Origin of the sequence: Paracoccus sp. SCSIO 75233, assembly GCF_027912675.1 — a bacterium.
Lineage (GTDB): Bacteria > Pseudomonadota > Alphaproteobacteria > Rhodobacterales > Rhodobacteraceae > Paracoccus.
On sequence record NZ_CP115757.1, the window covers coordinates 2,235,492 to 2,261,252 of the forward strand.

The 25,761-nt window shown below is 63.0% G+C and carries 25 protein-coding genes; 12 read left to right on the forward strand and 13 right to left on the reverse strand.

Translation table 11 applies throughout. The features are described 5' to 3' along the window. Positions 1–12: 12 nt before the first annotated feature. Complete coding sequence (locus PAF12_RS10840; protein ID WP_271106944.1) at positions 13–921, reverse strand: 3-hydroxyacyl-CoA dehydrogenase; 909 nt, start codon at positions 919–921, stop codon at positions 13–15. 399 nt (positions 922–1,320) lie between these two features. On the opposite strand from PAF12_RS10840, the gene PAF12_RS10845 reads away from it, so the two are divergent. After that, positions 1,321–2,052 (forward strand): DUF72 domain-containing protein, encoded by a 732-nt coding sequence (locus tag PAF12_RS10845; protein ID WP_271106945.1) that lies wholly within the window; start codon positions 1,321–1,323, stop codon positions 2,050–2,052. After that, positions 2,049–2,390 (forward strand): putative quinol monooxygenase, encoded by a 342-nt coding sequence (locus tag PAF12_RS10850; RefSeq protein WP_271106946.1) that lies wholly within the window; start codon positions 2,049–2,051, stop codon positions 2,388–2,390. The genes PAF12_RS10845 and PAF12_RS10850 overlap by 4 nt, the downstream gene beginning before the upstream one ends. On the opposite strand, the gene aroQ is transcribed toward PAF12_RS10850, so the two are convergent. Together aroQ and PAF12_RS10860 are read right to left on the reverse strand one after the other, a co-directional pair. Beyond that, entirely contained in the window at positions 2,387–2,818 is a 432-nt protein-coding gene (aroQ, locus tag PAF12_RS10855) for a type II 3-dehydroquinate dehydratase (RefSeq protein ID WP_271106947.1), read from the reverse strand. The two genes, PAF12_RS10850 and aroQ, sit on opposite strands and share 4 nt — an antisense overlap. A 132-nt stretch (positions 2,819–2,950) precedes the next feature. Then, positions 2,951–3,793 (reverse strand): MoxR family ATPase, encoded by an 843-nt coding sequence (locus tag PAF12_RS10860; protein ID WP_271106948.1) that lies wholly within the window; start codon positions 3,791–3,793, stop codon positions 2,951–2,953. A 163-nt stretch (positions 3,794–3,956) separates the two neighbouring features. Between PAF12_RS10860 and dksA the strand changes: the two genes are divergently transcribed. Together dksA and PAF12_RS10870 are read left to right on the forward strand one after the other, a co-directional pair. Next, positions 3,957–4,379, forward strand: coding sequence for an RNA polymerase-binding protein DksA (dksA, locus tag PAF12_RS10865; protein WP_271106949.1), 423 nt, complete (start codon positions 3,957–3,959; stop codon positions 4,377–4,379). A gap of 29 nt (positions 4,380–4,408) precedes the next feature. Then, positions 4,409–5,533 carry an FAD-dependent oxidoreductase gene (locus PAF12_RS10870; RefSeq protein ID WP_271106950.1) on the forward strand — a complete coding sequence of 375 codons (1,125 nt, stop codon included), beginning with the start codon at positions 4,409–4,411 and terminating at the stop codon, positions 5,531–5,533. 6 nt (positions 5,534–5,539) lie between these two features. Here the strand turns inward: PAF12_RS10870 and glmM are convergent, their stop codons facing one another. From glmM to PAF12_RS10895, 5 genes are all read right to left on the reverse strand, one after another. Beyond that, the gene (gene glmM, locus PAF12_RS10875) at positions 5,540–6,883 is read right to left on the reverse strand and encodes a phosphoglucosamine mutase (protein WP_271106951.1); all 1,344 of its coding nucleotides are present in this window, start codon (positions 6,881–6,883) and stop codon (positions 5,540–5,542) included. Continuing rightward, positions 6,880–7,860, reverse strand: a complete 981-nt coding sequence (gene folP / locus PAF12_RS10880; protein ID WP_271106952.1) for a dihydropteroate synthase — start codon at positions 7,858–7,860, stop codon at positions 6,880–6,882. The genes glmM and folP overlap by 4 nt, the downstream gene beginning before the upstream one ends. Continuing rightward, positions 7,857–8,639, reverse strand: coding sequence for a dihydroneopterin aldolase (locus PAF12_RS10885; RefSeq protein WP_271106954.1), 783 nt, complete (start codon positions 8,637–8,639; stop codon positions 7,857–7,859). Before PAF12_RS10885 ends, folP begins: the two co-directional genes overlap by 4 nt. Positions 8,640–8,718: 79 nt before the next feature. Continuing rightward, entirely contained in the window at positions 8,719–9,231 is a 513-nt protein-coding gene (locus tag PAF12_RS10890) for a cell wall hydrolase (RefSeq protein WP_271106955.1), read from the reverse strand. 235 nt (positions 9,232–9,466) lie between these two features. Continuing rightward, on the reverse strand, positions 9,467–12,010 hold the full coding sequence (locus PAF12_RS10895) for a putative PEP-binding protein (RefSeq protein WP_271106956.1): 2,544 nt from the start codon (positions 12,008–12,010) through the stop codon (positions 9,467–9,469). A 107-nt stretch (positions 12,011–12,117) separates the two neighbouring features. On the opposite strand from PAF12_RS10895, the gene selD reads away from it, so the two are divergent. Next, positions 12,118–13,143: a selenide, water dikinase SelD gene (gene selD, locus PAF12_RS10900; RefSeq protein WP_271106957.1), complete on the forward strand. Its 1,026-nt coding sequence runs from the start codon at positions 12,118–12,120 to the stop codon at positions 13,141–13,143. Between the two features lie 36 nt (positions 13,144–13,179). Here selD and PAF12_RS10905 read toward each other — a convergent pair whose 3' ends face one another. Genes PAF12_RS10905 through infC form a run of 4 tightly spaced genes read right to left on the reverse strand, consistent with a single transcriptional unit; the run spans position 13,180 to position 17,362 of the window. After that, positions 13,180–15,204 (reverse strand): M3 family metallopeptidase, encoded by a 2,025-nt coding sequence (locus PAF12_RS10905; RefSeq protein WP_271106958.1) that lies wholly within the window; start codon positions 15,202–15,204, stop codon positions 13,180–13,182. 23 nt (positions 15,205–15,227) lie between these two features. Beyond that, positions 15,228–16,304 (reverse strand): HesA/MoeB/ThiF family protein, encoded by a 1,077-nt coding sequence (locus PAF12_RS10910; RefSeq protein WP_271109691.1) that lies wholly within the window; start codon positions 16,302–16,304, stop codon positions 15,228–15,230. Between the two features lie 12 nt (positions 16,305–16,316). Continuing rightward, positions 16,317–16,772: a dUTP diphosphatase gene (dut, locus tag PAF12_RS10915; RefSeq protein ID WP_271106959.1), complete on the reverse strand. Its 456-nt coding sequence runs from the start codon at positions 16,770–16,772 to the stop codon at positions 16,317–16,319. A gap of 47 nt (positions 16,773–16,819) precedes the next feature. Then, positions 16,820–17,362 (reverse strand): translation initiation factor IF-3, encoded by a 543-nt coding sequence (infC, locus tag PAF12_RS10920; RefSeq protein ID WP_271109692.1) that lies wholly within the window; start codon positions 17,360–17,362, stop codon positions 16,820–16,822. A gap of 164 nt (positions 17,363–17,526) precedes the next feature. Here infC and PAF12_RS10925 point away from each other — a divergent pair, with 164 nt between their 5' ends. The 6 genes from PAF12_RS10925 to PAF12_RS10950 all read left to right on the forward strand — a co-directional run bounded on the left by PAF12_RS10925 (position 17,527) and on the right by PAF12_RS10950 (position 22,759). Further along, a complete protein-coding gene (locus PAF12_RS10925; RefSeq protein ID WP_271106960.1) occupies positions 17,527–18,228 on the forward strand; it encodes a hypothetical protein in 702 nt (233 codons plus the stop codon). Next, entirely contained in the window at positions 18,228–19,088 is an 861-nt protein-coding gene (locus tag PAF12_RS10930; RefSeq protein WP_271106961.1) for a hypothetical protein, read from the forward strand. The genes PAF12_RS10925 and PAF12_RS10930 overlap by 1 nt, the downstream gene beginning before the upstream one ends. Before the next feature lie 88 nt (positions 19,089–19,176). Further along, positions 19,177–19,686 carry a bifunctional 3-hydroxydecanoyl-ACP dehydratase/trans-2-decenoyl-ACP isomerase gene (gene fabA / locus PAF12_RS10935; protein ID WP_271106962.1) on the forward strand — a complete coding sequence of 170 codons (510 nt, stop codon included), beginning with the start codon at positions 19,177–19,179 and terminating at the stop codon, positions 19,684–19,686. A 166-nt stretch (positions 19,687–19,852) separates the two neighbouring features. Beyond that, on the forward strand, positions 19,853–21,082 hold the full coding sequence (fabB, locus tag PAF12_RS10940) for a beta-ketoacyl-ACP synthase I (RefSeq protein ID WP_271106963.1): 1,230 nt from the start codon (positions 19,853–19,855) through the stop codon (positions 21,080–21,082). A gap of 8 nt (positions 21,083–21,090) precedes the next feature. After that, complete coding sequence (locus PAF12_RS10945) at positions 21,091–21,879, forward strand: enoyl-ACP reductase (protein ID WP_271106965.1); 789 nt, start codon at positions 21,091–21,093, stop codon at positions 21,877–21,879. A gap of 55 nt (positions 21,880–21,934) precedes the next feature. Further along, positions 21,935–22,759: an alpha/beta fold hydrolase gene (locus PAF12_RS10950; protein ID WP_271106966.1), complete on the forward strand. Its 825-nt coding sequence runs from the start codon at positions 21,935–21,937 to the stop codon at positions 22,757–22,759. A gap of 20 nt (positions 22,760–22,779) precedes the next feature. Here the strand turns inward: PAF12_RS10950 and PAF12_RS10955 are convergent, their stop codons facing one another. After that, positions 22,780–24,456: a GMC family oxidoreductase gene (locus PAF12_RS10955; protein WP_271106968.1), complete on the reverse strand. Its 1,677-nt coding sequence runs from the start codon at positions 24,454–24,456 to the stop codon at positions 22,780–22,782. 397 nt (positions 24,457–24,853) lie between these two features. Here PAF12_RS10955 and PAF12_RS10960 point away from each other — a divergent pair, with 397 nt between their 5' ends. Then, positions 24,854–25,759 carry a MurR/RpiR family transcriptional regulator gene (locus PAF12_RS10960; protein ID WP_271106969.1) on the forward strand — a complete coding sequence of 302 codons (906 nt, stop codon included), beginning with the start codon at positions 24,854–24,856 and terminating at the stop codon, positions 25,757–25,759. Positions 25,760–25,761: the final 2 nt, after the last annotated feature.

Below are 25,761 nucleotides of genomic sequence, written 5' to 3' on the forward strand. Positions count from 1 at the left end.
CAGCCCGTGATCTCAGCCCTTGCCGTCTGGCTCAAGGAACCCCTCGCGGGCGAATTCCGGATCGGGATAGTTGTAGAAACCCGCGCCTGAGCCGATGCCGAGCTTGCCCTTGTCGATGAACTCGGTCTTGACGAATTCCGCCTGTTCCTTAGCGGTCGGATCGCCCATCTCCGCCAGCCCCTCCAACAGGTGATAGGCGACCTGCATCCCGACCTTGTCCAGCATCTCGATCGGGCCGGTCCCGCCCATGCAGATACGCCAGACCCGGTCGACATCCTGATGACTGCCGACACCGGTCCGTACCAGCTCGATTGCCGCACGCATGAACGGGATCAGAAGCGAGTTGAGGATATAGCCCGGCTGTTCCTTCTCGATCTGGATCGGCACCAACCCGATTTCGCGCGCAAATTCGGAAACCGTCTCGCGCATCGCGGGATCGGTCTGCGGCGTCAGCATCACCTCACCGATATTCGCCTCCCACACTTTCACGCAGAAATGCAGCGTCAGGAATTTCTTCGGACGGTCCACGAAATCCAGCATCATGCTGGGCAGAAGCGATGAAGTATTGGTGCAGAAAATCGTCTTTTCGGGCGCAAGGCGCGAAGCATTCTGCCAGAACTCCTGCTTGATCTTCAGGTTCTCCGGCACCTGCTCGATGACAAGATCGGCATCGGCAAGCGCCGCCTCCAGATCCGTGGTCCGGGTGATCCGGGCCATTGCCGCCTCGACCTCTTCGCGGCTCGCACCACGCTCTTTTACGAACTCATCCCCATAGGACGAAAAAAATGTCTCGCTGCGTTTCAATCCTTCCTCAAACGCATCGTAGACAACGACAGTTTTGCCATGCCACGCCGCCTGCCAGGCAACCTGCGATCCCATGACACCTGCGCCAGCCACAACAAGGCTTTCAACGACACTCATGCTTATCTCCTCTGGATGAGCGGATGTTCCGAATATCCTAAAAACAGTACCTGACAACTTAACTACAAAAGCCAGCGAACTGTCTACCGCGCGCGCCGCCGAATGCGCCGGCCATGCCGCATCGGGCAAAGGCGTCGGCCAATCGGGACACGGGCATCGCGTCGAAACAAAGCCACGCAAATCCGTCGCGGCATTTCAGCGTCGCACCCGGATCCGCGCCGCGATCCGTGTACCATCTGTGTACAGCCTGTGTACGCCCTGTGTACGCGCTGTGCCCCGCCAAACCCAGCAATCACTGGCCCGCCCCGCCGCCACCCCGCAATCCTCAGGAATGCAACGCCCGATCCTGTTGCCTGCCGGATTTTGCGATAAGCTAAGACAAGCAAAACGGAGGACAACATGATCCGCATCGGCATCGGCGGCTGGAACTTCCCGGAATGGCGCGGCGGCGTGTTCTACCCTGAAGGCCTGCCCCAGAAACGCGAGCTGGAATTTGCCAGTAACGCGCTTTCCAGCATCGAGATCAACGCCACCTATTATCGCGGCCAGAAACCCGAGACCTTCGCCAAATGGCGCGCCGAAGCCCCTGACGATTTCGTCTTTGCGCTGAAGGCCAGCCGCTTCGCCACCAACCGCAAAATACTGGCCGATGCCGGGGACTCCGTCCAGCGTTTCCTGACCTCTGGCATCACCGAACTCGGCCCGAAGCTGGGTCCGATCAACTGGCAATTCGCGGAAACCAAGCAGTTCGACGCAGATGATTTCGCAGCCTTCCTCGCCCTGCTCCCGGACGCGCAAGACGGCCTGCCCCTTCGTCACGCCATCGAGGCGCGTCACCCCAGCTTCGCCGCCCCCGAAGCCGCCGTTCTCTGCCGCGCGCGCAATATCGCGCTGATCCGCTCCGGCGACAGCAAGTTCCCCGATATCGACGTTGAAACAGCGGATTTCGCCTATCTGCGCATCATGGGCACGACCGATATCGAGAACGGATATGACCAGCAGGGGCTGGACCATTGGGCGGCGGAGGCGCGGCGCATGGCCGCCAATCGCGACCTTTACCTCTATGTCATCTCAGGGCAGAAACACCGCAATCCGGCCTGTGCCCTTGCCCTGATCGAAAGGCTCACATGACCTGCTCCTGCGGCCAGAATCACGCCCCGTCCGCCTCCCTCAACCGCCCAGCACCCGCCCCCGGCCAGATCGCCCTCAGCGGCAGGCTGATCTGTGTTGACAGCAGTCAACTTCTGATCGTTCTGTCCCATCTTTCCGACCACATCGCCGCCAGCCGGGCAGAGCCGGGATGCCTGTTCTTCGACATCGCCCAGACCGACGACCCGCTGATCTGGCAGGTGGAGGAACTCTACGAAGACGAAGCCGCGCTGAAGGCCCATAAAGCCCGCACCGCCGCCAGCATCTGGGCCGAGAAAACCGCCGCCCTCACCCGCGATATTCACCGCATCGACGGCTAACCGACCAGCTTGCAGATCCGCGCCACCGCGGCCGCATAGCCGTCCACGCCCAGCCCGGCAATCACCGCATCGGCGCGCTTGCTGACATAAGAAACATGCCGGAACGCCTCGCGTTTATGGACCTGGCTGATATGCACCTCGATCACCGGACCCGCAAACGTGTTCAGCGCATCGAGCACCGCCACGGAGGTATGCGTCAGCGCCCCCGGATTAATCACGATCCCGACCGCATTTTCCCGCGCCTCATGAATCCAGTCGATCAGCTGACCTTCCCAGTTCGACTGCTTCTGCACGACATCGAACCCGTCTGCACAGGCCGCGCGCGCCAGCGCTTCGACATCGGCCAACGTCTCATGGCCATAAATCTCCGGCTCCCGCTGCCCCAGCAGATTCAGGTTCGGACCGTTCAGAAGTAAAACACTTTTCATTCAACTCTCCTTCGCAGCACCAACCCGACTGTCAGCCATCGCCGCCAGACTGACAAGCGCCCTTCACCCTGGCCCAAATATCCCGGGGGTAAGCGCCGCCTCGGCGCGAGGGGGCAGCGCCCCTGCCCCGTTTCAGCGACCCTGACGCCGGGCCATGAAGGCCAGCTTTTCGAACAGGGCCACGTCCTGCTCGTTCTTCAGCAGGGCCCCGTGCAGCTTCGGCAGCATCTCCCCCGGCTCTTTCTTCAGATCCTCCGGCCCGAGATCTTCGGCAAGGATAAGTTTAAGCCAGTCCAGCAACTCGGAGGTCGAAGGTTTCTTCTTCAGCCCCGGCACCTCGCGGATCTCGAAGAACTGGCTCAGCGCGGCATCCAGCAGGCGCGGCTTCAGACCGGGGTAATGCACCTCCACGATCTCTTTCAGCGTCTCCGAATCCGGGAAGCGGATATAGTGGAAAAAGCACCGCCGCAGGAATGCGTCGGGCAGTTCCTTTTCGTTGTTGGAGGTGATGATGACCACCGGGCGATGCGCGGCCTCTACGGTTTCTCCGGTCTCGTAGACATGAAATTCCATCCGGTCGAGTTCCTGCAGCAGGTCATTCGGAAACTCGATATCCGCCTTGTCGATCTCGTCGATCAGCAGCACAACCTTCCCCGGAGCTTCAAAGGCCTGCCACAGCTTGCCCTTGCGGATGTAATTGGCCACGTCATGCACCCGGGCATCACCAAGCTGGCTGTCGCGCAACCGGCTGACCGCGTCGTATTCATACAGGCCTTGCTGCGCCTTGGTGGTTGATTTCACGTTCCATTCGATGATCGGCAATTCCAGCGAGGCGGCGACCTGACGGGCGAGCTCGGTCTTGCCGGTGCCGGGTTCGCCCTTGACCAGAAGCGGACGCTCCAGCGTGACCGCGGCATTGACCGCAATGGCCAGTTCCGGCGGCGCGACATAGCTGGCAGTGGAGGCGAATTGCATGGCGGACCCTCTCTTTCGCGCGCGACCCTATCCGGCCCCCGCCCGCGCGGCAAGCTCGCGATGATGTGAGCTTTGGCGTCGGGGGTAGTGACATCGTCATCCGCATCCATTATGGGAGGCCCGAGGATCCGGGGGGACCAACACCCGACCTGTCGGAGGACGCATGAAACCGCAGATTTTCCTGCCAGATGATTACCGCCCTGCCGATGACGAGCCGTTTATGAACGATCGTCAGCTGGAGTATTTTCGTCGAAAGCTGGAGACATGGAAGGCCGAGCTGATCGAGCAGTCAGCCGAGACGCTGGAGGGTTTGCAGCAAAGCGCGCGCAACGTCCCCGATCTCGCCGACCGCGCCTCGGAAGAAACCGACCGCGCGCTTGAACTGCGCACCCGCGACCGTCAGCGCAAGCTGGTCGGCAAGATCGACGCCGCACTGCGCCGGATCGCAGAAGGCGAATACGGCTATTGCGAGGTCACCGGAGAGCCGATCAGCCTCAGACGGCTGGACGCACGTCCGATTGCAACCATGACCGTCGCCGCGCAGGAAAAGCACGAACGCCGCGAGCGTGTGCATCGCGACGACTGAGGCGAGACTGACACTGCTGTAAACCCGGAATGAGCTATCTGAAAAACAGGGACGTCACGGTGATCGGCGCAGGTGTCGCCGGTCTCAGCGTGGCGCTCGCCATGACCCGGCGCGGCGCGAATGTGACTGTGCTGGAGAAGGCGGGGGCGTTCCGCGAGGTCGGGGCCGGTCTGCAAATCTCGCCGAATGCCGGGCGTGTGCTTGAGGCGCTTGGCCTGACGGAGGCGCTTAACCGGGTTGCGGTCCGCTCGGAAGGGGTGTTGCTCCATAACCAGAACGGACATCGCGTGGCTTCCTTGCCGCTCGCAGCGCGCAGGCCGGATCAGAATTTCCGTTTCATCCATCGGGCCCGTCTGGTCGAGCTGCTGGAGCATGCCGCGCGTGATGCTGGCGTCCGGATCACGCTGGATCACGAAGTAACCGAGCTGCCGGATGTCCCCCTGCTGATCGGCGCGGACGGTTTGCACAGCCGGGTGCGTACGGTTCTCAACGGCGCGGCAAAACCCTTCTTCACCGGCCAGACCGCATGGCGCGCGCTGATTGCAGATGACCGGCCCGATGCCTTTGCCCGTGTCTATATGGGGCCGGGGCAGCATCTGGTCAGCTACCGGCTGGGCGACGGGTTGCGCAATATCGTCGCCGTCAGGGAGCAGACGGCATGGGCGGACGAAGGCTGGGCGCATGAGGACGATCCCGACAATCTGCGTGCCGCATTCGCCAGCTTTGGCGGGCCGGTGCCGGATTGGCTGGCGCGCGTCGAAAGCACCGGCATCTGGGGTCTGTTCCGCCATGAGGTCGCGCCGGTCTGGCAGGACGGACAGCGCGTCATTCTGGGCGACGCAGCGCACCCGACCCTGCCCTTCATGGCGCAAGGCGCGGTCATGGCGATCGAGGATGCGTGGGTACTGACCGAATGCCTCGACCGGATCGGCGATCAGGGCGCGGCATTGCAGCGGTATCAGGCGCTGCGCGTGCCCCGCGTGCGCCGGATTGTCGAGGCCGCGAATGGCAATGCCCGCAACTACCATCTGCGCGGCCCGGCAAGGCTGGCCGGCCATCTTGGGCTGCGGACCATTTCCCGTCTTGCACCGGGGGCGCTGATGGCGCGGTTCGACTGGATCTATGATTACGATCCGCTGGCCGAGCGCCCCTGAACAGTCTCAGACCGCGTCTTCAACGGCAGCGACGATGCTGTCCACCACGTCACGCAGCATGACCTCATCTTCGGCCTCGGCCATCACCCGGATCAGCGGTTCGGTCCCGGATTTGCGGATCAGCACCCGTCCCGTCCCGTTCAGCCGCGCCTCGCCTGCCGAGATCGCCGCCTGCACCTTCTCCACCGACAGCGGGTCGGAGCCTGCTGCGTAGCGCACATTCTTCAGAAGCTGCGGCACCGGATCGAACTGGTGAACCAGATCGGAGGCGCTGTGCCCGGTCTCGATCATCGCGGCAAGGAATTGCAGTCCGGCGATCAGCCCGTCGCCCGTGGTGGCGTAGTCGGTCATCACGATATGGCCTGACTGTTCGCCGCCGAGATTGAACCCGCCTTCGCGCATCCGTTCGACGACATAGCGGTCGCCGACCTTGGTCCGTTCCAGCCGCAGACCGCGCGCCTGAAGGAACCGCTCCAGCCCAAGGTTCGACATCACCGTCGCGACCAAGGCACCCCCAGCCAGCTTGTCCTGCTCCGCCCAGCGGGCTGCCATAAGCGCCATGAGTTGATCGCCATCCGCGACCCGGCCCTTTTCGTCAATCAGGATCACCCGGTCGGCATCGCCATCAAGGCAGATGCCCAGATCGGCGCGGTGATCCAGAACCGCCTGCGCGGCAGTCTCAGGATGGGTCGAGCCGACGCCGTCATTGATATTATGCCCGTCGGGATCGTCACCGATTGCGACCAGATCCGCACCGAGTTCGTAAAGCACATCCGGCGCAGCGCGATAAGCAGCACCGTTGGCGCTGTCGATGACCACTTTCAGCCCGTCCAGCCGCCGCCCCGCCGGGAAGGTGGTCTTGGCGTATTCGACATAGCGGCCACGCCCGTCATCGATGCGCCGCGCCCGGCCGATATTCTGCGGCTCGGCGGGGCGGACCTGACCGGACAGGATCGCTTCGATTTCCGCCTCCGCCTCGTCCGACAGCTTGAAACCGTCCGGCCCGAAGAACTTGATGCCGTTATCATGGGCCGGGTTGTGGCTGGCGGAGATCATGATCCCGATATCGGCGCGCATGGAACGGGTCAGATACCCGACCGCAGGCGTCGGCACGGGCCCAAGCAGCAGCACGTTCATCCCGGTCGAGGTCAGCCCTGCGGTCAGCGCGTTCTCCAGCATATAGCCCGACAGCCGCGTGTCCTTCCCGATCACCACACGGTGACCATTGCGCCCGTCCCGACGGAAATACCGCCCCGCTGCGGCCCCCAGCCTAAGCGCCATATCCGCCGTCATCGGCTCCGTATTGGCCCGGCCCCGAACCCCGTCCGTGCCGAAAATCTTGCGTGTCATTGCGTCCTCGTCTCCGTTACGGCCTGCCAGAGCGCAAATGCCTGCGCCGTGGCGGCCACGTCATGTACCCTGTGGAACTGTATACCCTGTGCCACCGCTGCCAGCGTCACCGCGAGCGAGCCGGGCAACCGCGCCGTCGCATCGGGCTGGCGCGCAACTTTTCCGATAAATGTCTTTCGAGATACGCCTATAAGGATAGCACATCCAAGCGTGTGAAACAGCCCGATGCGGCGCAGTATGGCAAGATTATGGTCAAGCGTCTTGCCGAAGCCGACGCCCGGATCGATGAGGATACGCCCCCGGCCAATCCCTGCCGCCTCTGCCCGCGCAATCCGCGCGGCAAGCGCGTCATAGACATCCAGCAGCACATCGTCATAGCGCGGATCGTCCTGCATCGTCTCCGGCACGCCCTGTGCGTGCATCAGACAGACCGGCAGACCCGATGCGGCGACAGTGGCACCCATGCCGGGATCGAAGTCGAAGCCGGAGACATCGTTGATCATTTGCGCCCCGGCGGAAATCGCGTCCTGTGCGACCCTCGCCTTGCGGGTATCGACCGACACCGGCACCGATCCACGCAGCGCGGAGATCACCGGCCGCACCCGCGCGATTTCGTCGTCCTCGCTGACGAATGCCGCACCGGGCCGTGTCGATTCGCCGCCAATGTCGAGGATCTCTGCCCCCTCCCCAATCAGCTTCCGCCCCTGCTCGACGCCGTCATAGGCGCCGCCATCAGAAAAACTGTCCGGGGTGACATTGACGATCCCCATGATGCGCGGACGCCCCGGCCCCAGACCGCAAATCGGATCGCGCGGCGTGGTCAGGCGGTCGATGACATCCTGCGGCGCGGCGTTTGCGGGCAGGATCTCCGGCGGCTCAACGCGGCTCAGCCGCTCCACCCGCGAAAAACGCAGCCAGCCCCCGGCGAGCGGGAAAACCCCGCCCTCTTCCGGTATTGCCCGCCAGTAATCGGTCATGAACCAACCCGGCGCAAAGGAATATCAGTGGCAAGATCGGGCATCGCCGTGCCCTCCGGCAAAGCCAGATCGAGGCGCTGCGCCTTCATCTTCTCCGCCAGCCAGACCGCAAGCGCCAGCGGGTCGGCCTCCATCCCGGCAATGTCGGCGGTCATCCGGGCGGGTGCCCAGACGATCGGACGCGCCTCCTTGACGGCCCAGTCCAGCTCCGCCCGGTTATCCGCGACGTCGAGACCCAACCGCCCGCCAAGCGCCCACGCCGCCTGATCGAGGGCAAGAAGCGCGATGCGCCGCTCATTTCCGCCTGCCGGAACGGCCAGCCCCGGCGCATCCGGCGTCAGTACCACGGCCCCGGACGGGCGCTGCGTTTCCGCCGCGTGGAACAGGATTACGGGCGCGAAGGCGACGCCATCTGCATCGACACGCCCGCGCCGCCGCACCAGCGTGACCCCAAGCGCCCCCGGCACCCGGTCCAGCTTCTCCAGCGTGACATGCACCCGTCCGGCGCGCGGATGCGCCAGAATTTCGGCCGCGATTTTCTCTGCCAGCGTTTCCAACAGATTGAACCGCTCATCCGCGAGGCCTGTCGCAATGGCCTCGGTCAGCACGTCATAGGACAGGATGCGATCCACATCATCCGCGACGCCGATCACCGGGTCGGCCAGATCAACCGTCAGGTTAAAGCGCAGACGCTGCCTGCGGCCACGCTCGGACTGGAACGCGCCGATTTCGGCCTCGATAACGTGATCGCGCAGGTGAATCTGATCGGGTTCTTCCATATCCACCAGATTTCAAAGAAAAGGCCCCGCCGCAAGAGGCAGGGCCGGTTCCTAAATCGCTTCCGGTCGTATCGCGCAATCAGTTCGACGCGACGCGGCGGCCATTGCGATAAAAGATGTGGCTGCCGATCTTCGTCGTCCGGGTGAAACGGCGCGACCAGGACGGGCGAACCGCCGTGGTGTGGAAATAGGTGGCGCCATCGGTCAGGTCGCGCGGCGCGCCGGAAAGCGCTTCGGTCGCGATCTGGCGAGCGCGCGCAGCGGCCTTGGCATTCGACATGCGGCGACCCTTCTTGTAGCTGAACTGGCCACGCTGATAGATGACCCCGCAGACGGAGCCCGGGAACGCCCGGCTGTCGACGCGGTTCAGGATCACTTCCGCAACCGCCTGCTGGCCGGCACGGCCTTCGCCACGGGCTTCGAAATACAGCGCCTCCGTCAGGCAGGCGAGCGAATCTGCGCCGCCATAGCGTGCCTGGGTCAGCGTCTCGGGACCACGAGCGGGATCGGCAGCAGCAATCGGGGCGGTCACGGGCAGAGCGAGCGAGGCGCTCAGAATGAGCGCGGAGATCTTGCGGGTCAGCGTCGTCATGAAATTGGCAGTCCTGTTAGTTTCCGAATACCCGACCGAGCAGAGGCCGGTGGATTGACGCGAAAACTACACAGATCGGATCAGTTCAGGCTACGGTGTTGGCCGCCCGGTTCGCTGGAAGGCCGAGTTAGGCCGTATTTGGGCAAGAACCTGCCGACCGCAAAACCAACATTTGGCAAGATCGCGCCATTTTGCAATCGCAGAAAACCTACAAATGCCCCATAATCGACCCGAATCAGGATATTTTAGCCTGCCGTCCCCGAATCGATTCCTGCGCCGCAGCAAGACGTGCCACGGGCACACGGAAGGGCGAGCAGGATATATAGTCGAGCCCGGCCCGGTGACAGAACGCGATGGATTGCGGGTTGCCGCCATGCTCCCCACAGACGGAAATCGTGATCTCCGGCTCGACATCGCGGGCGCGCTTGGCCCCGGTCAGCAGCAATTCCCCGACGCCATCCTCGTCCAGAATATGGAACGGGTCTTCGTCATAGACGCCTTGCTGCACATATTTCCCCATGAACCGACCGGCATCGTCGCGCGACAAGCCATAGGTCATCTGCGTCAGGTCGTTCGTCCCGAAGGACAGAAATGCAGAGTGTCGCGCAATATCCCCCGCCCGCAGCGCCGCGCGCGGCGTTTCGACCATCACGCCGAGCCGGTAGGTGAAATCCTGCCCGGTTTCATTGCGCACCGCAGCGGCCACGGCATCGACGCGGTTCTTGACGATCTCCACCTCGCGACGTGCGCTGACCAGCGGGATCATGATTTCCGGCACCACGGCTTCGCCGGTGCTGGCCGTCGCAATCGCCGCCTCGAAAATTGCACGGGCCTGCATGTCGTAGATTTCCGGCACGGTCAGGCCAAGGCGCACGCCGCGCATTCCCAGCATCGGGTTGAATTCCGAAAGCGCCTCGATCCGGCGGGTGACGTTCGACAGCGGCAGATCCAGCGACTCGGCCAGTTCGCGGATGCCGTCGCGATCCTGCGGCAAAAACTCATGCAAGGGCGGGTCGAACAGCCGGATCGTGACCGGCAGCCCGGCCATGATGCGGAACAGCTCGGCAAAGTCCTGACGCTGGATCGGCAGCAACCGGGCGAGTGCGACGCGCCGGTCCTCCGGGCTGTCGGCGAAGATCATCTCCCGCATGATCGGCAGGCGCATCTCGTCGAAGAACATATGCTCCGTCCGGCACAGCCCGATGCCCTCGGCGCTGAACATCCGCGCGGTACGGGCGTCCTCCGGCGTGTCGGCGTTGGCGCGCACGCCCAGATCACGCTCGGCATCGGCCCAGTCGAGCAGCTTGTTGAAGCTGTCATCAAGCGCCGGTTCCAGCATTTCAGGCGCACCGGCCAACACCTCGCCCGACGTGCCGTCGATGGTGATTTCCTCGCCTTCCTTGAAGCTGCGCCCGTCAACGCGCAGCATTCTGGCGCGGGCGTCGATGCGAATGCCGCTTGCCCCCACGATGCAGGGCAGGCCGAGGCCGCGGGCGATAACCGCCGCGTGGCTGGTCATCCCGCCACGTTCGGTCAGCACGGCGACGGCGGCGTGCATGCCGCGAATATCCTCCGGCGCGGTTTCCCGGCGGACCAGAACGCAGGCCTCGCCACGCGCGGCGGATGCCTGCGCCGCCGTGGCCGAAAACACCAGCTTTCCGGTCGCAGCACCGGGGCTGGCGTCGATGCCTTTGGCGATAATGTCGCGTGTCGCACGGGGATCGACCTGATAATGCATCAGCTCGGAAAGCGCGCGCGGTTCGACCCGCATCACGGCCTCCTGCGCCGGGATCACCCCGTCCTCCGCCAGCGAGACCGCAATCCGCACTGCCGCGCGCGAAGATCGCTGCACCCTGACCGCGTCGATGATCGCAAGCTCACCGTCAGAGATCACGAACTCGATCATCATCTCTTCGCGCAGCTTTTCCCGTGCCTTCCGCCCGTGCGAAACAAGCGCCGCGAACACATCCGGGGCAAGCTCCTCCAGCGACGGACCGCGTTCGTCACGGGTCAGATACAGCGTCTCGCCCCCCTGCCCGCGTGTGGTGCCGTGGGTCTGTCCGCGAAACCGCCCGGTGATCCGCGCCGTTCCCGATACGCTGTCAACGAACTGAATGGTGCCGGACCCGGTAATTCCCGGACCGACCGCAAGCGCCATCTGCTGAACCACCAGACCGAGCGGCGCATTCTCCGGCGCGCCCTTGGCCTGCCGCAGCATCCGTGCCGTCGGCGCATCCCATGACCGCGCCATAGAGCGCAGCACCTCGGTCAACTGGCGCACGGGATCCTGCGGGAATTCCTCGTCCATCTCGGCGCGATAGGCCGACAGCACCCGCGTCAGCGCACCATCGCCGCTTTCGGAGAACATATCCGGGTCCAGCCGGGCGACATTGATCGCGTAGGATTGCACGAAGGCCAGATAGATCGCATCCGCCGCATCCTTGCCGTGGCTTTCCGCCAGCCGCTGATATTTCTCATCATTGATGCCGACATTCAGCACCGTTCCTGGTCCGCCCCATTCGGGATTGACCGCCGAGGGCCGGACGCTGACCAGACCGGAGCCGTTGGCAAACAACGCGCTCAGCGCCTGTGCCTCGGGCCGCGCACCCTGAGCCATCGCCCGCACCGCCTTCGCCGCAATAGCGAAAGAGCGTGGAACCGGCAGGTCCATCCGCACCAAACGCTGCAGGCATTTCGCCCGCCAGCCATGCACATCCGCGCCGACCGCGGCACAGGCTGCGATTTCCACAATGTCGGAAGGATCAAAAACACGAGTCATCTTGACGGGTACATTAGCCACGGCGCGGCTTATGCTGCAAGTGCGAGATAAGCTTGTCTGCCGGTGAAATGCGCCGATAATGCCGCCGAGATAGCAAGGAGACCGATATGAAGCTGACAGAACTGGCACATGGCGGCGGATGCGGATGCAAACTCGGACCCGCTGTGCTGCGCGATTTGCTGGCGGATCAGCCCGTGGCGCAGATGTTTCCGCAGCTTCTGGTCGGCAATGCCGAATCGGATGACGCCGCAGTCTGGCAGATCGACGACAAGACCTGCGTCATAGCGACGACCGATTTTTTCATGCCGATGGTCGATAATGCCCGCGACTTTGGCCGGATCGCCGCGACCAATGCGATTTCGGATATCTACGCAATGGGCGGCCGCCCGATCATGGCGCTGGCCATTCTGGGGATGCCGATCAATGTGATGGCCCCCGCGACGATCCGCGACATCCTTGCTGGCGGGGCGGATATCTGCGCCGAAGCCGGGATACCTGTCGCCGGGGGGCATTCCATCGATGCGCCGGAGCCGATTTACGGCCTCGCCGTGATCGGGATCTGCGCGCCGGAGGATGTTCGCAGGAATGGCGGCGCCGAGGCCGGGGACAAGCTGATCCTGACCAAGCCTGTTGGCGTCGGCATCTATTCCAACGCGATCAAGAAAGGCACTGCGACCGAGGCCGATATTGCCGAGATGGTGGAAAGCTGCACGACGCTGAACCGGATCGGTCAGGATCTGGCGCAGATGCCGGGGGTTCATGCGATCACCGATGTCACCGGCTTCGGCATTCTCGGGCATGGGCTGGAGATGGCGCGCGGCGCAGGCTGCGCCCTGCGGATCGAGCGGGCAGTGATCCCGCTGCTGAACCGCGCCGCCGAGCTGGCAGAAAGCGGTCACGGCACCGGCGCCAGCGGTCGGAACTGGAACGCTGTGCATGACGCCGTGACGCTTCCGGCGGACCTCACCGATGCCCAGCAAACGATCCTGACCGACCCACAGACCTCTGGCGGGTTGCTGGTCGCGGTCGCGCCGGACGAAGCGGACGGGGTGCTTGCAACAATCCGCGAGCGCCATCCCAAGGCCGCCATCATCGGTCAGGCCGTCGAAGGTGCCGGAATAACGGTCGTATAGAAATTCGCCGGGCGGCGCTGTCGCCGCCCGCGCCGCTCAGGCCAGTCCGCGCCCTTTCAGCAGCGGGCCGACACCCGGCATCCGTTCGCGGAACGCCATCCACAGCTCATCGGCTTGCGCGGACCCACCCCGCGAAAGGATCGTCTGCTCCAGCCGTTTCGCGGTCTCCGGGTCGAAGATATCCCCCGCCTCGACAAAGGCATCGAAAGCATCGGCATCCATCACCTCTGACCAAAGGTAAGAATAATAGCCTGACGAATAGCCGTCGCCGGAGAACACATGCCCGAAATGTGGCGAGGCATGGCGCATCGGGATCGCTGCGGGCGCGTCCAGCCCGGCGAGTATCTCCGCCTGCCGCGCCATCACGTCCGTTGCAGGCGCACCACGATGCAGCGCCAGATCGACGAGCGCACTTTGCAGATATTCCAGCGTCGCGAACCCCTGATCGGCATTGCCCGCTGCAATCACCCGGTCGCGCAGATCGGCTGGCATCGCAGCACCCGTCTCCGCATGGCGGGCATGGCGGTCCAGCACCTCGGGTTGTTCCAGCCAATGCTCATAAAGCTGGCTCGGCAGTTCGACGAAGTCGCGGGCGACCGATGTCCCGGAGATCGACGGCCATTTCACATCCGAAAGGATATGGTGAAGCGCATGGCCGAATTCATGAAACAGCGTCCGCGCATCGTCCCATGACAGGAAGGCAGGGGCACCGGCCTCGGCGGGCGGGGTGAAATTGCAGACATTGGTCACAATCGCCCTCTGCCCTGCACCCATATTGTGCTGATAACGCAGCGCGCCGCACCACGCGCCGGAGCGTTTGGAGGGGCGGGCATAGTAATCCCCCAGCAGGATCGCCATTTCCAGCCCGTTCCGCGTCACCCGCCACGCCCGGACATCCGGCGACCAGAGCGGCGCGTCGAACGGTTCGAACTCCAGTGCAAACAGCCGGTTCGCGACATCGAAAACCGCGCCCAACATGGCATCGAGTGTCAGATAGGGTTTGACCGCCCCCTGATCGAAATCATGTTCCTGCTGGCGACGCCGCTCCGCGTAATAGCGCCAGTCCCACGGGGCGAGTTCGGCGTTGACGCCGTCTTGCTGCATCATCGCCGACAGGATCTGCGCGTCCTCATCCGTCCGCGCCTTAGCGGCGGACCAGACCTCGCTCAGCAATTCCTCGACACGCGCGGCGGTCCCCGCCATCTCCGGCTCCAGCTTGAAGGCGGCAAAATCCTCGTAACCCAGAAGCTGCGCGCGCTCATGCCGAAGGGCGAGGATTTCGGCGATGATGCCGGTGTTATCCGTCTCCGCCCCGTTCGCGCCGTCGCCAGAGCCGCGCGCGATCCAGCCGCGCCACGCCAGTTCCCGCAACTCGCGATCATCGGCATATTGCAGAAACGGCACGATCAGGGAGCGGTTGAGCGTCACCACCAGCCCGCTCCGCCCGCGCTCCTTCGCCGCTGCCCGCATCGACGACAGCAGCCAGTCTGGCAGACCGGCCAGACGCGCCTCATCCACCTGCATGACGAAATCACGCTCATCGGCCAGCACATTCTGCCCGAACTGCGTACAGAGCACCGCCAGACGTTGCCGGATCTCCGCCATCCGTTCGCGCTCCGTCCCGGTCAGCGCAGCCCCGGCGCGGCGAAAATGGCGCAGTGCCAGTTCGGTGATGCGGCGATCCTCCGGGGGCAATTGATCCGCCGAGTTCCAGACGGTTTCGACGCGGTCATAAAGCCGCTTATCCATCCCGACACGGCTGTTATACGCCGCAAGCTTCGGTGCAAATTCACGGCTCAGCGCCTCTCGCCGGTCATTCGAATCCACCCCGGTCAGCGTGTAGAAGATTGCGCAAATCCTGTTCAGCGGCTCCTCCGCCGTTTCAAGCGCGGCGACGGTGTTGGCGAAGCTGGCCGGTTCTGGATTGGCGGCAATCGCCTCCATCGAAGCTTCGGCATCCGTAAGCGCCTGATCCATTGCGGGCGCAAAATCTTCGTCGTCGATCAGGTCGAAACGCGGCAACCCGAACGTGCCGCTCCATTCTGTGAGTTCAGGGTTCATGCTGGGTCTCCTTTGCCGGAAACCTATGTCTCCGAACCGCGCGGTTCCACCCCTGAACAAACCGGACAATCCTCGCGGCGATGAATGGCGATGCGCCGCGTCTCGCCATAGAGCCCGTCGAAGATGACCATTTTACCGCGCAGCCCCTCGCCAGCCCCGGCAATATGCTTGATCGCCTCAAGCGCCATCATGGAGCCGATCACGCCGGGCAGCGGCCCGACCACCCCCGCCTCAGCACATGACGGGGCGAGACCGTCGGCGGGCGGCTCCGGGAAGAGGCAGGCGAAACAGGGCGCACCGCCAGCGGGATCGTAGGTCGTGACCTGCCCCTCCCACTGCCCGATGGCACCGGCAATCAGCGGCACACGCGCCGCGACGCAGGCCGCATTGACCGCCGCCCGGTCGGCAAAGCTGTCGCAGCCATCCAGCACGAGATCGAAATCCGCGATCAGTTCCGCATCATCCTTCCCAATCCGGCGGCGCATAGCGTGGATGTCGATATAGGGGTTGAGCGCGCGCAGCGCCTCGGCCGCCGCCAGCCCCTTGGGACGGCCATCGTCGTCCGTGCGATAGATAATCTGGCGTTGCAGGTTGGAGATGCTGACCTCATCGGGGTCGGCAATGCTTAGCCGACCCACCCCCGCAGCCGCCAAATACAGCGCCGCGGGCGCGCCAAGACCGCCTGCGCCCACAATCAGCACCGAGGCATTGCGGAGCTGCTTCTGACCCGGGCCGCCGATTTCCCGCAGGACATAATGCCGCGCGTAACGATCAAGCGCATCGGCGCTTTCCGCCGCCGAATGCGCCTCTTCGGGTGATGGAACCGGGACTGCCTGCGGATCGCCCCATTTCTCCGTCGCTTTCCGTTTTGCGCTGCGAATGATCGAGGCGTAGCCCATGACGATTGCGGAGATCACGCCGAACGCCACCCAGGCGCGCGGATCAATGCCAATCGCGGCGCGGAACTCGGACGCCGGAGCGGCCAGCAGAAACGCCAGAATGACTAGCCAGGTCAGCAGCAAAACGGCCAGCACCCGCAGTACGCCCCAACCCATAATCCACGCCACTGCCGCGACGCTGATCAGTCCGAGGGGCAGCAGCAGGGCCACGCCTCAGCCCTTTCCGGTCGATCCAAAACCGCCGCTGCCGCGCGCGGTCTCATCCAGATCATCAACCGCCGTGAACGTCGCCTGTACCACAGGCGCGACAACGATCTGGGCGATCCGGTCGCCATGCCGGATGACCAGCGGCGTGTCGGACAGGTTAATCGCGATGACGCCGACCGGGCCGCGATAATCGGAATCGATGGTGCCGACACCATTAACGAGCGACAGACCATCACGCAGCGCAGCGCCCGAGCGAGCCCGGACCTGAACCTCATATCCCGGCGGGATCTGCATCTTCAGCCCGGTCGGGATCAGCCGACGTTCAAGCGGTGCCAGCGTGATCTCGCCACCACCGAGATCGGCGCGCAGATCCGCACCCGCAGCCCCGCCGGTTTCATAGGATGGCAGCGGCAGCGCGCCATCCGCGCCATCGTCGCGCAGGATCAGGATTTCTGGTTTCATCTGACAAAAAGGCCGCCCTTCGGCGGCCCCCTTTCGCTTGACCGGCCTTATTTCGGCGCGATCATCATCACCATCTGCCGGCCTTCCAGCTTCGGCATATTCTCGATCTTGCCGGCCTCTCCGACGTCTTCACGCACCCGGTTGAGCAGATCCATGCCGAGCTGCTGGTGCGCCATCTCGCGGCCACGGAAGCGCAGCGTCACCTTGACCTTGTCGCCGCCCTCAAGAAACTTCATCACGTTACGCATCTTCACGTCGTAATCATGCGTGTCCGTGCCGGGACGGAACTTCACTTCCTTGACGTCGATGACCTTCTGCTTCTTCCGCGCCTCGGCCTCACGCTTTTGCTGTTCGTATTTGAACTTGCCGAGATCCATGATCTTGCAGACCGGCGGCGTCGCATTGGGCGAGATTTCGACGAGATCCAGACCCGCGTCACGGGCCATTTCCAGACCGCGCGCAGGCGGAACAACGCCTACGTTTTCGCCATCCGCGCCAATCAGGCGGATTTCGGCGACACGAATGCGTTCATTGACACGGGGGCCGGAGTCTCGGTTCGGGGGCGGCGCGTTATGAGGTCGACGGGCTATGGCAGGATTCCTTTTATGATCCGTTGAATGGCGCGCAAAATAGGCACTCCCAACAGCCTGTTCAACCGGAATCGCGACGTTCTCGACAAAAGACACGCCCTTTTCACGGGGTTTCGCACACGCGATGCGTGTGGCAATACAAAGGTCGGATTCGGAGAACTCGGATGATCAGATTGCTTGCATTTGGCCTCGTCCTGCTCGCCATGCTGGCCGCAGCATGGTGGGGCCTGTCACAGACGGGTCTGCTTCCGGGGGGAACGGATCGCCCCGCAGAAGCGGAAACCAGTGTCCCTGAAACACCCGCCACCCTTGGCGAGACAGCCAAAACCACACAACCGGAAGGCGCAACGGCATCGCAAGACCCAGCCACCGACGACGCAGGAACCGCTGCCCTGACGCAACCGCCGCAGGACGATCCGCTCCCTCCCGAAACCGGCAGCGACATGGCGATTGAGGTTGAGCGTGTTGCGGAAGCAGCAATCGCTGCCGCCGATGCCCGCGCTGAGGCTGAAGCAATCGCCCGCGCCGAGGCCAAGGCGATGGAAGTCGCGCAGGCTCAGCTTGCAGAGCTTCTCGGACCCGCATTGTCGGCAACCTCCCCCGCCGCAACCCCGGAGAGCGTCGCCCGTGCATTGACCGAATTGCCCCCGGCAGATGACGCGCAGGTAAGCCAGCAGCGTGCCGCGCTGGAAACGGAGATCAAGGAAATTCTCGACCGCGCCCGGGCGGCGCAAAGCGACGTAGCATCGCCTGAGCCGGAAGCTCAGCAGGCGGGCGAAACCGCAGCATCTGACGGCGAAACATCCGGCAGCGTGGATGTTTTCGACTTCGCACCATTCATCGCCGAGATTCGGGAGCTTCTGTAATGGCGCAGAACCTGAATGATTTTCTGGCCACGCAAGCGGCACAATTGGTAAAGGGGCCAATCGCGATCATCCTTTGCGAAGATGATGTCGAGATAGATACCACCCTCTCCCACGCGGCGCAGGCCGGGTTCAAGGTCACGCTCGCCGTGTCCTCCGAACCGCTGAGCGAAGACTTGCTGCCGACCGGAACCATCAACGTCACCATGAACACGCGCCATCCCGACGCGCATGTCAAAGCGGTCAATGCGGTCATTCAGGCTGTGCCGGAGAATACCTGGATGTATTACGGCTATAATGCCGAATACCTGTTCTTCCCCTTCTCCGAATCGCGCCGGGTCGGGGAAATGCTGACCTTCCACACCGAAGAACGCCGGCGCGCGATGCTGACCTATGTGATCGACCTGTACGCCGCCGACCTGTCGCGCCATCCGAACGCCGTCAGCCTCGGTGAAGCCATGTTCGACCAGAGCGGCTACTACGCGCTCGGCCGACAGAATGCCGATGGCGAGATCATGGAGCGGCAGCTTGATTTTCACGGCGGGCTTCGCTGGCGGTTCGAGGAATTCATCCCCGAGGCCAAGCGCCGTATCGACAGGATCGCCTTGTTCCGCACCGAAAAAGGGCTGCGGCTTCTGTCAGATCATCGGTTCAATTTCGAGGAATACAACACCTATGCCTGCCCGTGGCATCATAATCTGACGGCGGCAATCACCTCATTCCGGGTTGCCAAGGCACTGGCGCGCAACCCCGGCTCCCGCCACGAAATCGGCAGCTTCAGATGGCGCAATTCCCGCAGATTCGAGTGGCGGGCACAGCAACTCATGGATCTCGGCCTGATGGAGCCGGGCCAGTGGTTCTAGCGCCGTTCTTGCGCGCAAAGCCGTGCAGATGGTAGAGGTCGCTGCAAATTGCGGATTTCCGCGTCTGACATGGAAGGCTGAACCATAAATGGCGATGCAACAAACATCATTCGACAAAGACGATCTTCTGGCCTGCGCGCGCGGCGAGCTGTTCGGCCCCGGCAACGCACAGCTGCCGGAACCGCCAATGCTGATGATGGATCGCATTACCGAGATTTCGGAGGATGGCGGCGAACATGGCAAGGGCCATGTCATCGCGGAATTCGACATCAAACCCGATCTGTGGTTCTTCGAATGTCATTTTCCGGGCAATCCGATCATGCCGGGCTGCCTGGGGCTGGACGGGCTGTGGCAGCTGACCGGCTTCAATCTGGGCTGGCGCGGCTGGCAGGGGCGCGGATATGCGCTCGGCGTGGGCGAGGTCAAGCTGACCGGCATGGTGCGCCCCGATCGCAAGCTGCTGACCTACAGGGTGAATTTCACCAAGGCCGTGCAGACGCGCCGCCTGACAATGGGTGTCGCCGACGGGATCGTCGAAGCCGATGGCGAGGTGATCTATCAGGTCAAGGACATGAAAGTCGCTCTGTCGGAAAGCTGACATGGGTTTCGGGGACGGGCCGATCATCGTCTCCGCATGAGAGTTATTGTTTTGCAGTGAACAGCAGGGCCGCCTGCGACCGCCCGCGGGGTTGTCTGGTCGCAACCGCGTGACTATCGTCATGTGAAAAGGGCCGGACCCTTGCACGAACGGAAAGGGAGCGTTTATGCGCCGCGTCGTCATCACCGGGCTGGGGATCGTCTCGCCCATCGGCAATAATGCCGCAGAAGTCACCGAAAGCCTGAAAGCCGGTCGCTCCGGCATCGTGTTCGCGCCGGAATATGCGGAGCATGGTTTCCGCAGCCAGGTTCACGGCAAGCCGGAAATCGTGCTTGAGGACCATATCGACAAGCGCAACCTGCGCTTCATGGGACCGGGTGCCGCCTATAATTTCATCGCCATGCAACAGGCGATCGAAGATTCCGGGCTGGAGGAAAGCGACGTCTCCAACCCGCGCACCGGGCTGGTCATGGGGTCTGGCGGGCCGTCGACGTCGAATTTCTTCGACGCGCATCAGATCGTGATCGAGAAAGGCGCGCCGAAGCGTATGGGACCGTTCATGGTCACGCGCTGCATGTCCTCCACCAACTCCGCCTGTCTGGCCACACCGTTCAAGATCAAGGGGGTGAACTACTCGATCACCTCCGCCTGCTCCACCTCCGCGCATTGCATCGGCAACGGGGTCGAACAGATCCAGATGGGCAAGCAGGATGTCGTCTTCGCGGGCGGCGGCGAGGAACTGGACTGGACCCTGTCCTGCCTGTTCGACGCAATGGGCGCGATGTCGTCGAAATATAACGACACGCCGGAAAGCGCCTCCCGCCCCTATGACGCGACCCGCGACGGGTTCGTCATCGCAGGCGGCGGCGGCGTGGTCGTTCTGGAAGAGCTGGAGCACGCGAAGGCGCGCGGCGCGAAAATCTATGCAGAAGTCACCGGCTATGGCGCGACCTCCGACGGCTATGACATGGTCGCGCCCTCCGGCGAGGGTGGCGAGCGTTCCATGCGCGTCGCATTGGCCACGCTGCCCGAGGGGCGCAGCATCAGCTATATCAACGCGCACGGCACCTCGACCCCGGTCGGTGATATCGGGGAAGTCCGCGCCGTCCGCAATATCTTCGGCGAAGGCAGCACGCCACCCATTGCCTCGACCAAGTCCCTGACCGGCCACAGCCTCGGCGCGACCGGGGTGCATGAGGCGATTTATTCGCTGTTGATGATGGAGAACGGCTTTATCGCCGCCTCGGCCAATGTCACGGAGCTCGATCCGGAGTTGAAACCCGAGGAGATTGTGCTGGCCCGCAGGGATAACGTCGAATTCGACTCCGTCCTGTCCAACAGCTTCGGCTTCGGCGGCACCAATGCGACACTTGTGATGTCAAAATACGCGGAGTGAACGGTGTGATGGGCGATCTTTTAAAAGGTAAGCGCGGACTGGTTATGGGAGTCGCGAATGATCGTTCGATCGCCTGGGGCATTGCGCGTGCCCTGGCGGCAGAGGGGGCGGAGCTCGCCTTTTCCTATCAGGGCGACATGTTCGCGCAGCGGGTGAAGCCGCTGGCGGAATCGGTCGGCTCTGATTTTCTGGTCGATGTCGATGTGACCGATGACGACAGCCTCGACGCGGCATTCGCGCAGATCAGCGACCGCTGGGGCAGCCTTGATTTTCTGGTCCACGCCATCGCCTATTCCAACAAGGACGAGCTGACCGGGCGGTTCATGAACACCTCGCGGCAGAATTTCAAACATTCGCTGGATATCTCCTGCTACTCGCTGATCGAGGTCGCCCGCCGTGCCCATCCGATGATGTCCGAGGGCAGCAGCATCCTGACGCTGACCTATGGCGGATCGAACCGGGTGACGCCGTTCTACAACGTCATGGGGGTCGCGAAGGCCGCGCTTGAAGCAACCGTGCGTTACCTTGCCAACGATCTCGGCCCGGACGGAATCCGGGTGAACGCAGTCAGCCCCGGGCCGATGAAAACGCTGGCAGGTGCGGCCATTGGCGGGGCGCGCAAGACCTACCGTCACACTGCGGCAAACGCGCCGCTGCGGGCAAATGCCACATTGGAAGCGATTGGCGGAACGGCAGTCTGGTTGACGAGCGACTGGGGCGCTTGCACCACTGGCGAGATCGTCATGGTGGACGGCGGCTATCACGTTTTGGGTATGCCGCAGAGCGAAAATCTCTGACGCCGGACCGGGGCGCCGCCCCGGACCCCGGGATATTTTGACCAGGGTGAGTGTGGTGACGAAGTTTTTCAATGCTGATGACGGTGCGAAACTGGCCTATTCGGATGAGGGGAGCGGGTTGCCGCTGCTGTGCCTCGCCGGGCTGACCCGCAATATGGCCGATTTCGATTATGTCGCGCCGCATTTGTCCGGGTGCCGGATGATCCGCATGGATTATCGCGGGCGCGGGCAGTCCGACCAGACCGGGGCCGACAGCTACACCGTGCCGCGCGAGGCACAGGATGCGGTGCAGTTGCTCGATCATCTGGAAATCGAGAAGGCCGCCCTTCTGGGCACCTCGCGAGGCGGGCTGATCGGGTTGTTCCTGGCCGCAACGGCGCATGACCGGCTGTCGGGGCTGTGCCTGAACGATGTCGGCCCGGTTATCGAGCGTGCGGGGCTGGAGAATATTTTCGCCTATGTCGGGCGTAACCCGGCGTCAGCCACCCATGCCGAACTGGCCGCAAAACTGCCCGCCAGCATGCAGGGTTTTGAGAACGTGCCGGAGGGGCGCTGGCTGGACGACGCACAGCGCCATTATTACGAAACCCCGGACGGGCTGGAAATCAAATACGACCCGGCCTTGCGGGAGGCGTTTATGGCTGCTTTCGAGGGAGAGCCCGCCGATCTCTGGCCGCTTTGGGATGCAACGGCGGGGTTCCCGGTGGCCGTGATCCGGGGTGCGAATTCCGAACTGTTCTCCCGCGATTCCTACGAGGAGATGCAGCGGCGGAGGCCCGATGGGATCTATGCCGAGGTGCCGGGAAGGGCGCATATCCCGTGGCTGGACGAACCGGAGAGTTTGCAGGTCATCCGTGATTGGCTGGCCGCCTGCGGGTAAGCCTTGCGGCAGCGTCAGGCTCAGGCACCAGCCAATATCCAGCCTGCCGCCTTCTCCGCGATCATGATGGTCGGTGAATTGGTGTTGCCGCTGGTGATGCTGGGCATGATGCTCGCATCCACGACCCGCAGCGACTGAACACCCTTGACCCGCAGATGCGGATCGAGAACGGCTTCCGTGTCACCTGCCCGCCCCATCCGGACGGTCCCGACGGGGTGGAAAATCGTTGTGCCAATCTCTCCGGCAGCCTCTGCCAGTTCTTCATCGCTCTGGAAATCTGGTCCGGGCTTGTATTCTTCAGGCGTGTATTGCGTCATCGCGGGCTGCGACATGATCTCGCGCACTTGGCGGATCGCATCGGCGGCGGTTTTGCGATCCTCATCGGTGGACAGGTAATTCGGCTGGATTTCTGGCGGGTCACGGAAATCGGGCGAGGCAATGCGGATATGTCCGCGGCTGGTCGGGTTGAGATCGCAGACGCTGACAGTGATCGCCGGGAAATCGTGGAGATTGCCGCCAAACGCCTCCAGACTCAGCGGCTGGACGTGATATTCAAGATTGGCGTGCGGCCGGTCGGGATCGGACCGGGTGAACGCCCCAAGCTGGCTGGGTGCCATGCTCATCGGCCCGGTGCGACGGAACAGATATTCCGCCCCGATCCGCGCCTTGCCGAACAGCGACCCCGCCAGCGTGTTCAATGTCTTCGCGCCGGAGACCTTATATATCGTGCGCAATTGCAGGTGATCCTGCAAATTCTCCCCTACACCGGGTGCATCTGCGACAGGCTCGATACCATGCGACTTCAGCAAAGCTGCCGGTCCAATACCCGAAAGCTGCAAGATCTGGGGTGAGGCGACCGCACCGGCGGACAGGATCACCTCGCCCCGGGCCGGAACCTGCTGACCGATCCCACGCCGATTGACCACCACGCCCGTGCAGCGAAGCTGGCCATTATCGTCACGCTTCAGCATCAGTCTTTCGACCTGCGCTTCAGTCCAGACGGTCAGGTTCTTGCGTGACCGGGCGGGCCGCAGAAACGCCTTGGAGGTATTCCATCGCCAGCCTGCGCGCTGGTTGACCTCAAAATACCCGATCCCGGCATTGTCACCGCTGTTGAAATCCTCGCTGGGAGCGATGCCGTTCTGACCCGCCGCCTCGATAAAGCTGTCCAGCACATCCCAGCGAAGCCGCTGCTTTTCGACGCGCCATTCCCCGCCATGACCGTGCAGATCAGAGAAACGGCTGTTGTCCCCGGTAACCGGATCGTTGCCATTATCCAGTCGGTAGTGGTTCTCGTGCCGCACGAAATCTTTCAGAGATGCCTGCCAGCCCCAGGCCGGTTCACCTGTGGCCGCAGCCCAGCCATCATAATCCCGCGCCTGTCCACGCATATAGATCATGCCGTTGATCGAGGACGACCCGCCCAGCGTCTTGCCCCGCGGATATCGCAGGCTGCGGCCATTCAGCCCGTCAGAGGGCGCGGTCTGGAACATCCAGTCGGTGCGCGGATTGCCGATGCAGTAGAGATAACCCACGGGAATATGCACCCACGCATAATTATCGCGTTTCCCGGCCTCCAGCAGCAGCACCCGGTTGTCGGGATTTTCGCTCAACCTATTAGCGAGAAGACAGCCAGCCGAACCAGCGCCGACGACAATGTAATCAAAGCCTGCATGGCCCCCTGCTGTACTGCTCATCTTCCCCCCGAAGTTTCGTTTTCCCGCTAAACGGTGCTGAATACTAATGCATGGCGTTCGTGGATCAGCAAGCGCGGCGCAGGTTGTGAGACAATCTGCCCCGCAAAATGATTTTCCAGAACAGATCACCGAGTATCTCGACCCGTCCTAATTTTACCGACCGGGCGTCGGGCTCAGGGGAGGTTCGCGCCATATGGATTTCAGCCCGGCACCCGGTCACTCGCATCACTCGCGTAAGTGACAAAATTTTCGTCATCATACTGAAATTTCTGGAATATTCATTCTTCGCGTGGCTAGATAACACCAGTAACAAAAAACAATTTCATATCGTTTTCAGGCTGAACCGCCATTTCACCGGGTCTTTCAAGCCGATCGGATTTACAGGATGAGCCCTAAAATGGCGGACCCTATCAAGAACGGATACCAAAAGCCGGGCCCGCCGGATCTGATCGCCGCACTTACCCAGAAATCGGGGCTGGTTTCCGCGCTCGAACATCAGCTTGCGGACTCCATCCTGGCGGATCTGAATTTCGCGACCAATGCGTCTATCACCCATATCGCAGCCCGCGCTGGCGTGTCTCCGCCGACTGTAACGCGGTTTTGCCGCCGACTGGGTTGCGCATCGTTTTCCGACTTCAAGCTGCAGCTCGCCAGAAGCGCCTATGTCGGCATGCGATATCTCCGGCCGGAGGCGATCACCGCCACGCCCGCAGAGGTTGCGGAGGATATTGTCACCAAAGCTCGGAACGCCTTGTTCGACCTGCATCACAGCCTTGACCTCGACGCGATATCGAAAGCCGCCTCGCTGCTGAACGAAGCGCGGATAATCTACGCATTCGGCGCCGGTGGCGGATCGACCATCATCGCCAGCGAGTTGCAGAACCGGCTGTTCAGGCTGGGCTGCACGATTTCAGCCTCAAGCGATCAAGGCATGAACCTAATGCTGTCAGCCGCGGCGGAGCGGGGGGCGGTCATCTTCGGCTCCTCCTTCACGGGTCGGAATGACGAATTGGTCCGCTGCTTCGAGATGCTGCGCGAACGCGGCATCCCAACCATTGCGCTGACCCAGAGCGGCTCGCCCGTTGCCGCCGCCTCAGACCTGCTGCTGGCGGTCGACCTGCCGGAGGGGCAGAATATATTCCGCCCGACATCGACACGTTTCGCATTCCTCGCGGTGATCGACATGCTTGCCAATCTCGTGGCTTATGAGGATCGGGAACGGTCCACCCGCCATCTGAGGAATATCAAGGAGCAGCTTGTCCGGCATCGCGACGGCGATGACAGGCAGGTCATGGGCGACTAAGT

Bases quoted from the DNA above. Each gene is read 5' to 3' on its own strand.
- PAF12_RS10840 (WP_271106944.1), bottom strand. From the start codon at position 921: ATGAGTGTCGTTGAAAGCCTTGTTGTGGCTGGCGCAGGTGTCATGGGA.
- PAF12_RS10845 (WP_271106945.1), top strand. From the start codon at position 1,321: ATGATCCGCATCGGCATCGGCGGCTGGAACTTCCCGGAATGGCGCGGC.
- PAF12_RS10850 (WP_271106946.1), top strand. From the start codon at position 2,049: ATGACCTGCTCCTGCGGCCAGAATCACGCCCCGTCCGCCTCCCTCAAC.
- aroQ (WP_271106947.1), bottom strand. From the start codon at position 2,818: ATGAAAAGTGTTTTACTTCTGAACGGTCCGAACCTGAATCTGCTGGGG.
- PAF12_RS10860 (WP_271106948.1), bottom strand. From the start codon at position 3,793: ATGCAATTCGCCTCCACTGCCAGCTATGTCGCGCCGCCGGAACTGGCC.
- dksA (WP_271106949.1), top strand. From the start codon at position 3,957: ATGAAACCGCAGATTTTCCTGCCAGATGATTACCGCCCTGCCGATGAC.
- PAF12_RS10870 (WP_271106950.1), top strand. From the start codon at position 4,409: ATGAGCTATCTGAAAAACAGGGACGTCACGGTGATCGGCGCAGGTGTC.
- glmM (WP_271106951.1), bottom strand. From the start codon at position 6,883: ATGACACGCAAGATTTTCGGCACGGACGGGGTTCGGGGCCGGGCCAAT.
- folP (WP_271106952.1), bottom strand. From the start codon at position 7,860: ATGACCGATTACTGGCGGGCAATACCGGAAGAGGGCGGGGTTTTCCCG.
- PAF12_RS10885 (WP_271106954.1), bottom strand. From the start codon at position 8,639: ATGGAAGAACCCGATCAGATTCACCTGCGCGATCACGTTATCGAGGCC.
- PAF12_RS10890 (WP_271106955.1), bottom strand. From the start codon at position 9,231: ATGACGACGCTGACCCGCAAGATCTCCGCGCTCATTCTGAGCGCCTCG.
- PAF12_RS10895 (WP_271106956.1), bottom strand. From the start codon at position 12,010: ATGACTCGTGTTTTTGATCCTTCCGACATTGTGGAAATCGCAGCCTGT.
- selD (WP_271106957.1), top strand. From the start codon at position 12,118: ATGAAGCTGACAGAACTGGCACATGGCGGCGGATGCGGATGCAAACTC.
- PAF12_RS10905 (WP_271106958.1), bottom strand. From the start codon at position 15,204: ATGAACCCTGAACTCACAGAATGGAGCGGCACGTTCGGGTTGCCGCGT.
- dut (WP_271106959.1), bottom strand. From the start codon at position 16,772: ATGAAACCAGAAATCCTGATCCTGCGCGACGATGGCGCGGATGGCGCG.
- PAF12_RS10925 (WP_271106960.1), top strand. From the start codon at position 17,527: ATGATCAGATTGCTTGCATTTGGCCTCGTCCTGCTCGCCATGCTGGCC.
- PAF12_RS10930 (WP_271106961.1), top strand. From the start codon at position 18,228: ATGGCGCAGAACCTGAATGATTTTCTGGCCACGCAAGCGGCACAATTG.
- fabA (WP_271106962.1), top strand. From the start codon at position 19,177: ATGGCGATGCAACAAACATCATTCGACAAAGACGATCTTCTGGCCTGC.
- fabB (WP_271106963.1), top strand. From the start codon at position 19,853: ATGCGCCGCGTCGTCATCACCGGGCTGGGGATCGTCTCGCCCATCGGC.
- PAF12_RS10945 (WP_271106965.1), top strand. From the start codon at position 21,091: ATGGGCGATCTTTTAAAAGGTAAGCGCGGACTGGTTATGGGAGTCGCG.
- PAF12_RS10955 (WP_271106968.1), bottom strand. From the start codon at position 24,456: ATGAGCAGTACAGCAGGGGGCCATGCAGGCTTTGATTACATTGTCGTC.
- PAF12_RS10960 (WP_271106969.1), top strand. From the start codon at position 24,854: ATGGCGGACCCTATCAAGAACGGATACCAAAAGCCGGGCCCGCCGGAT.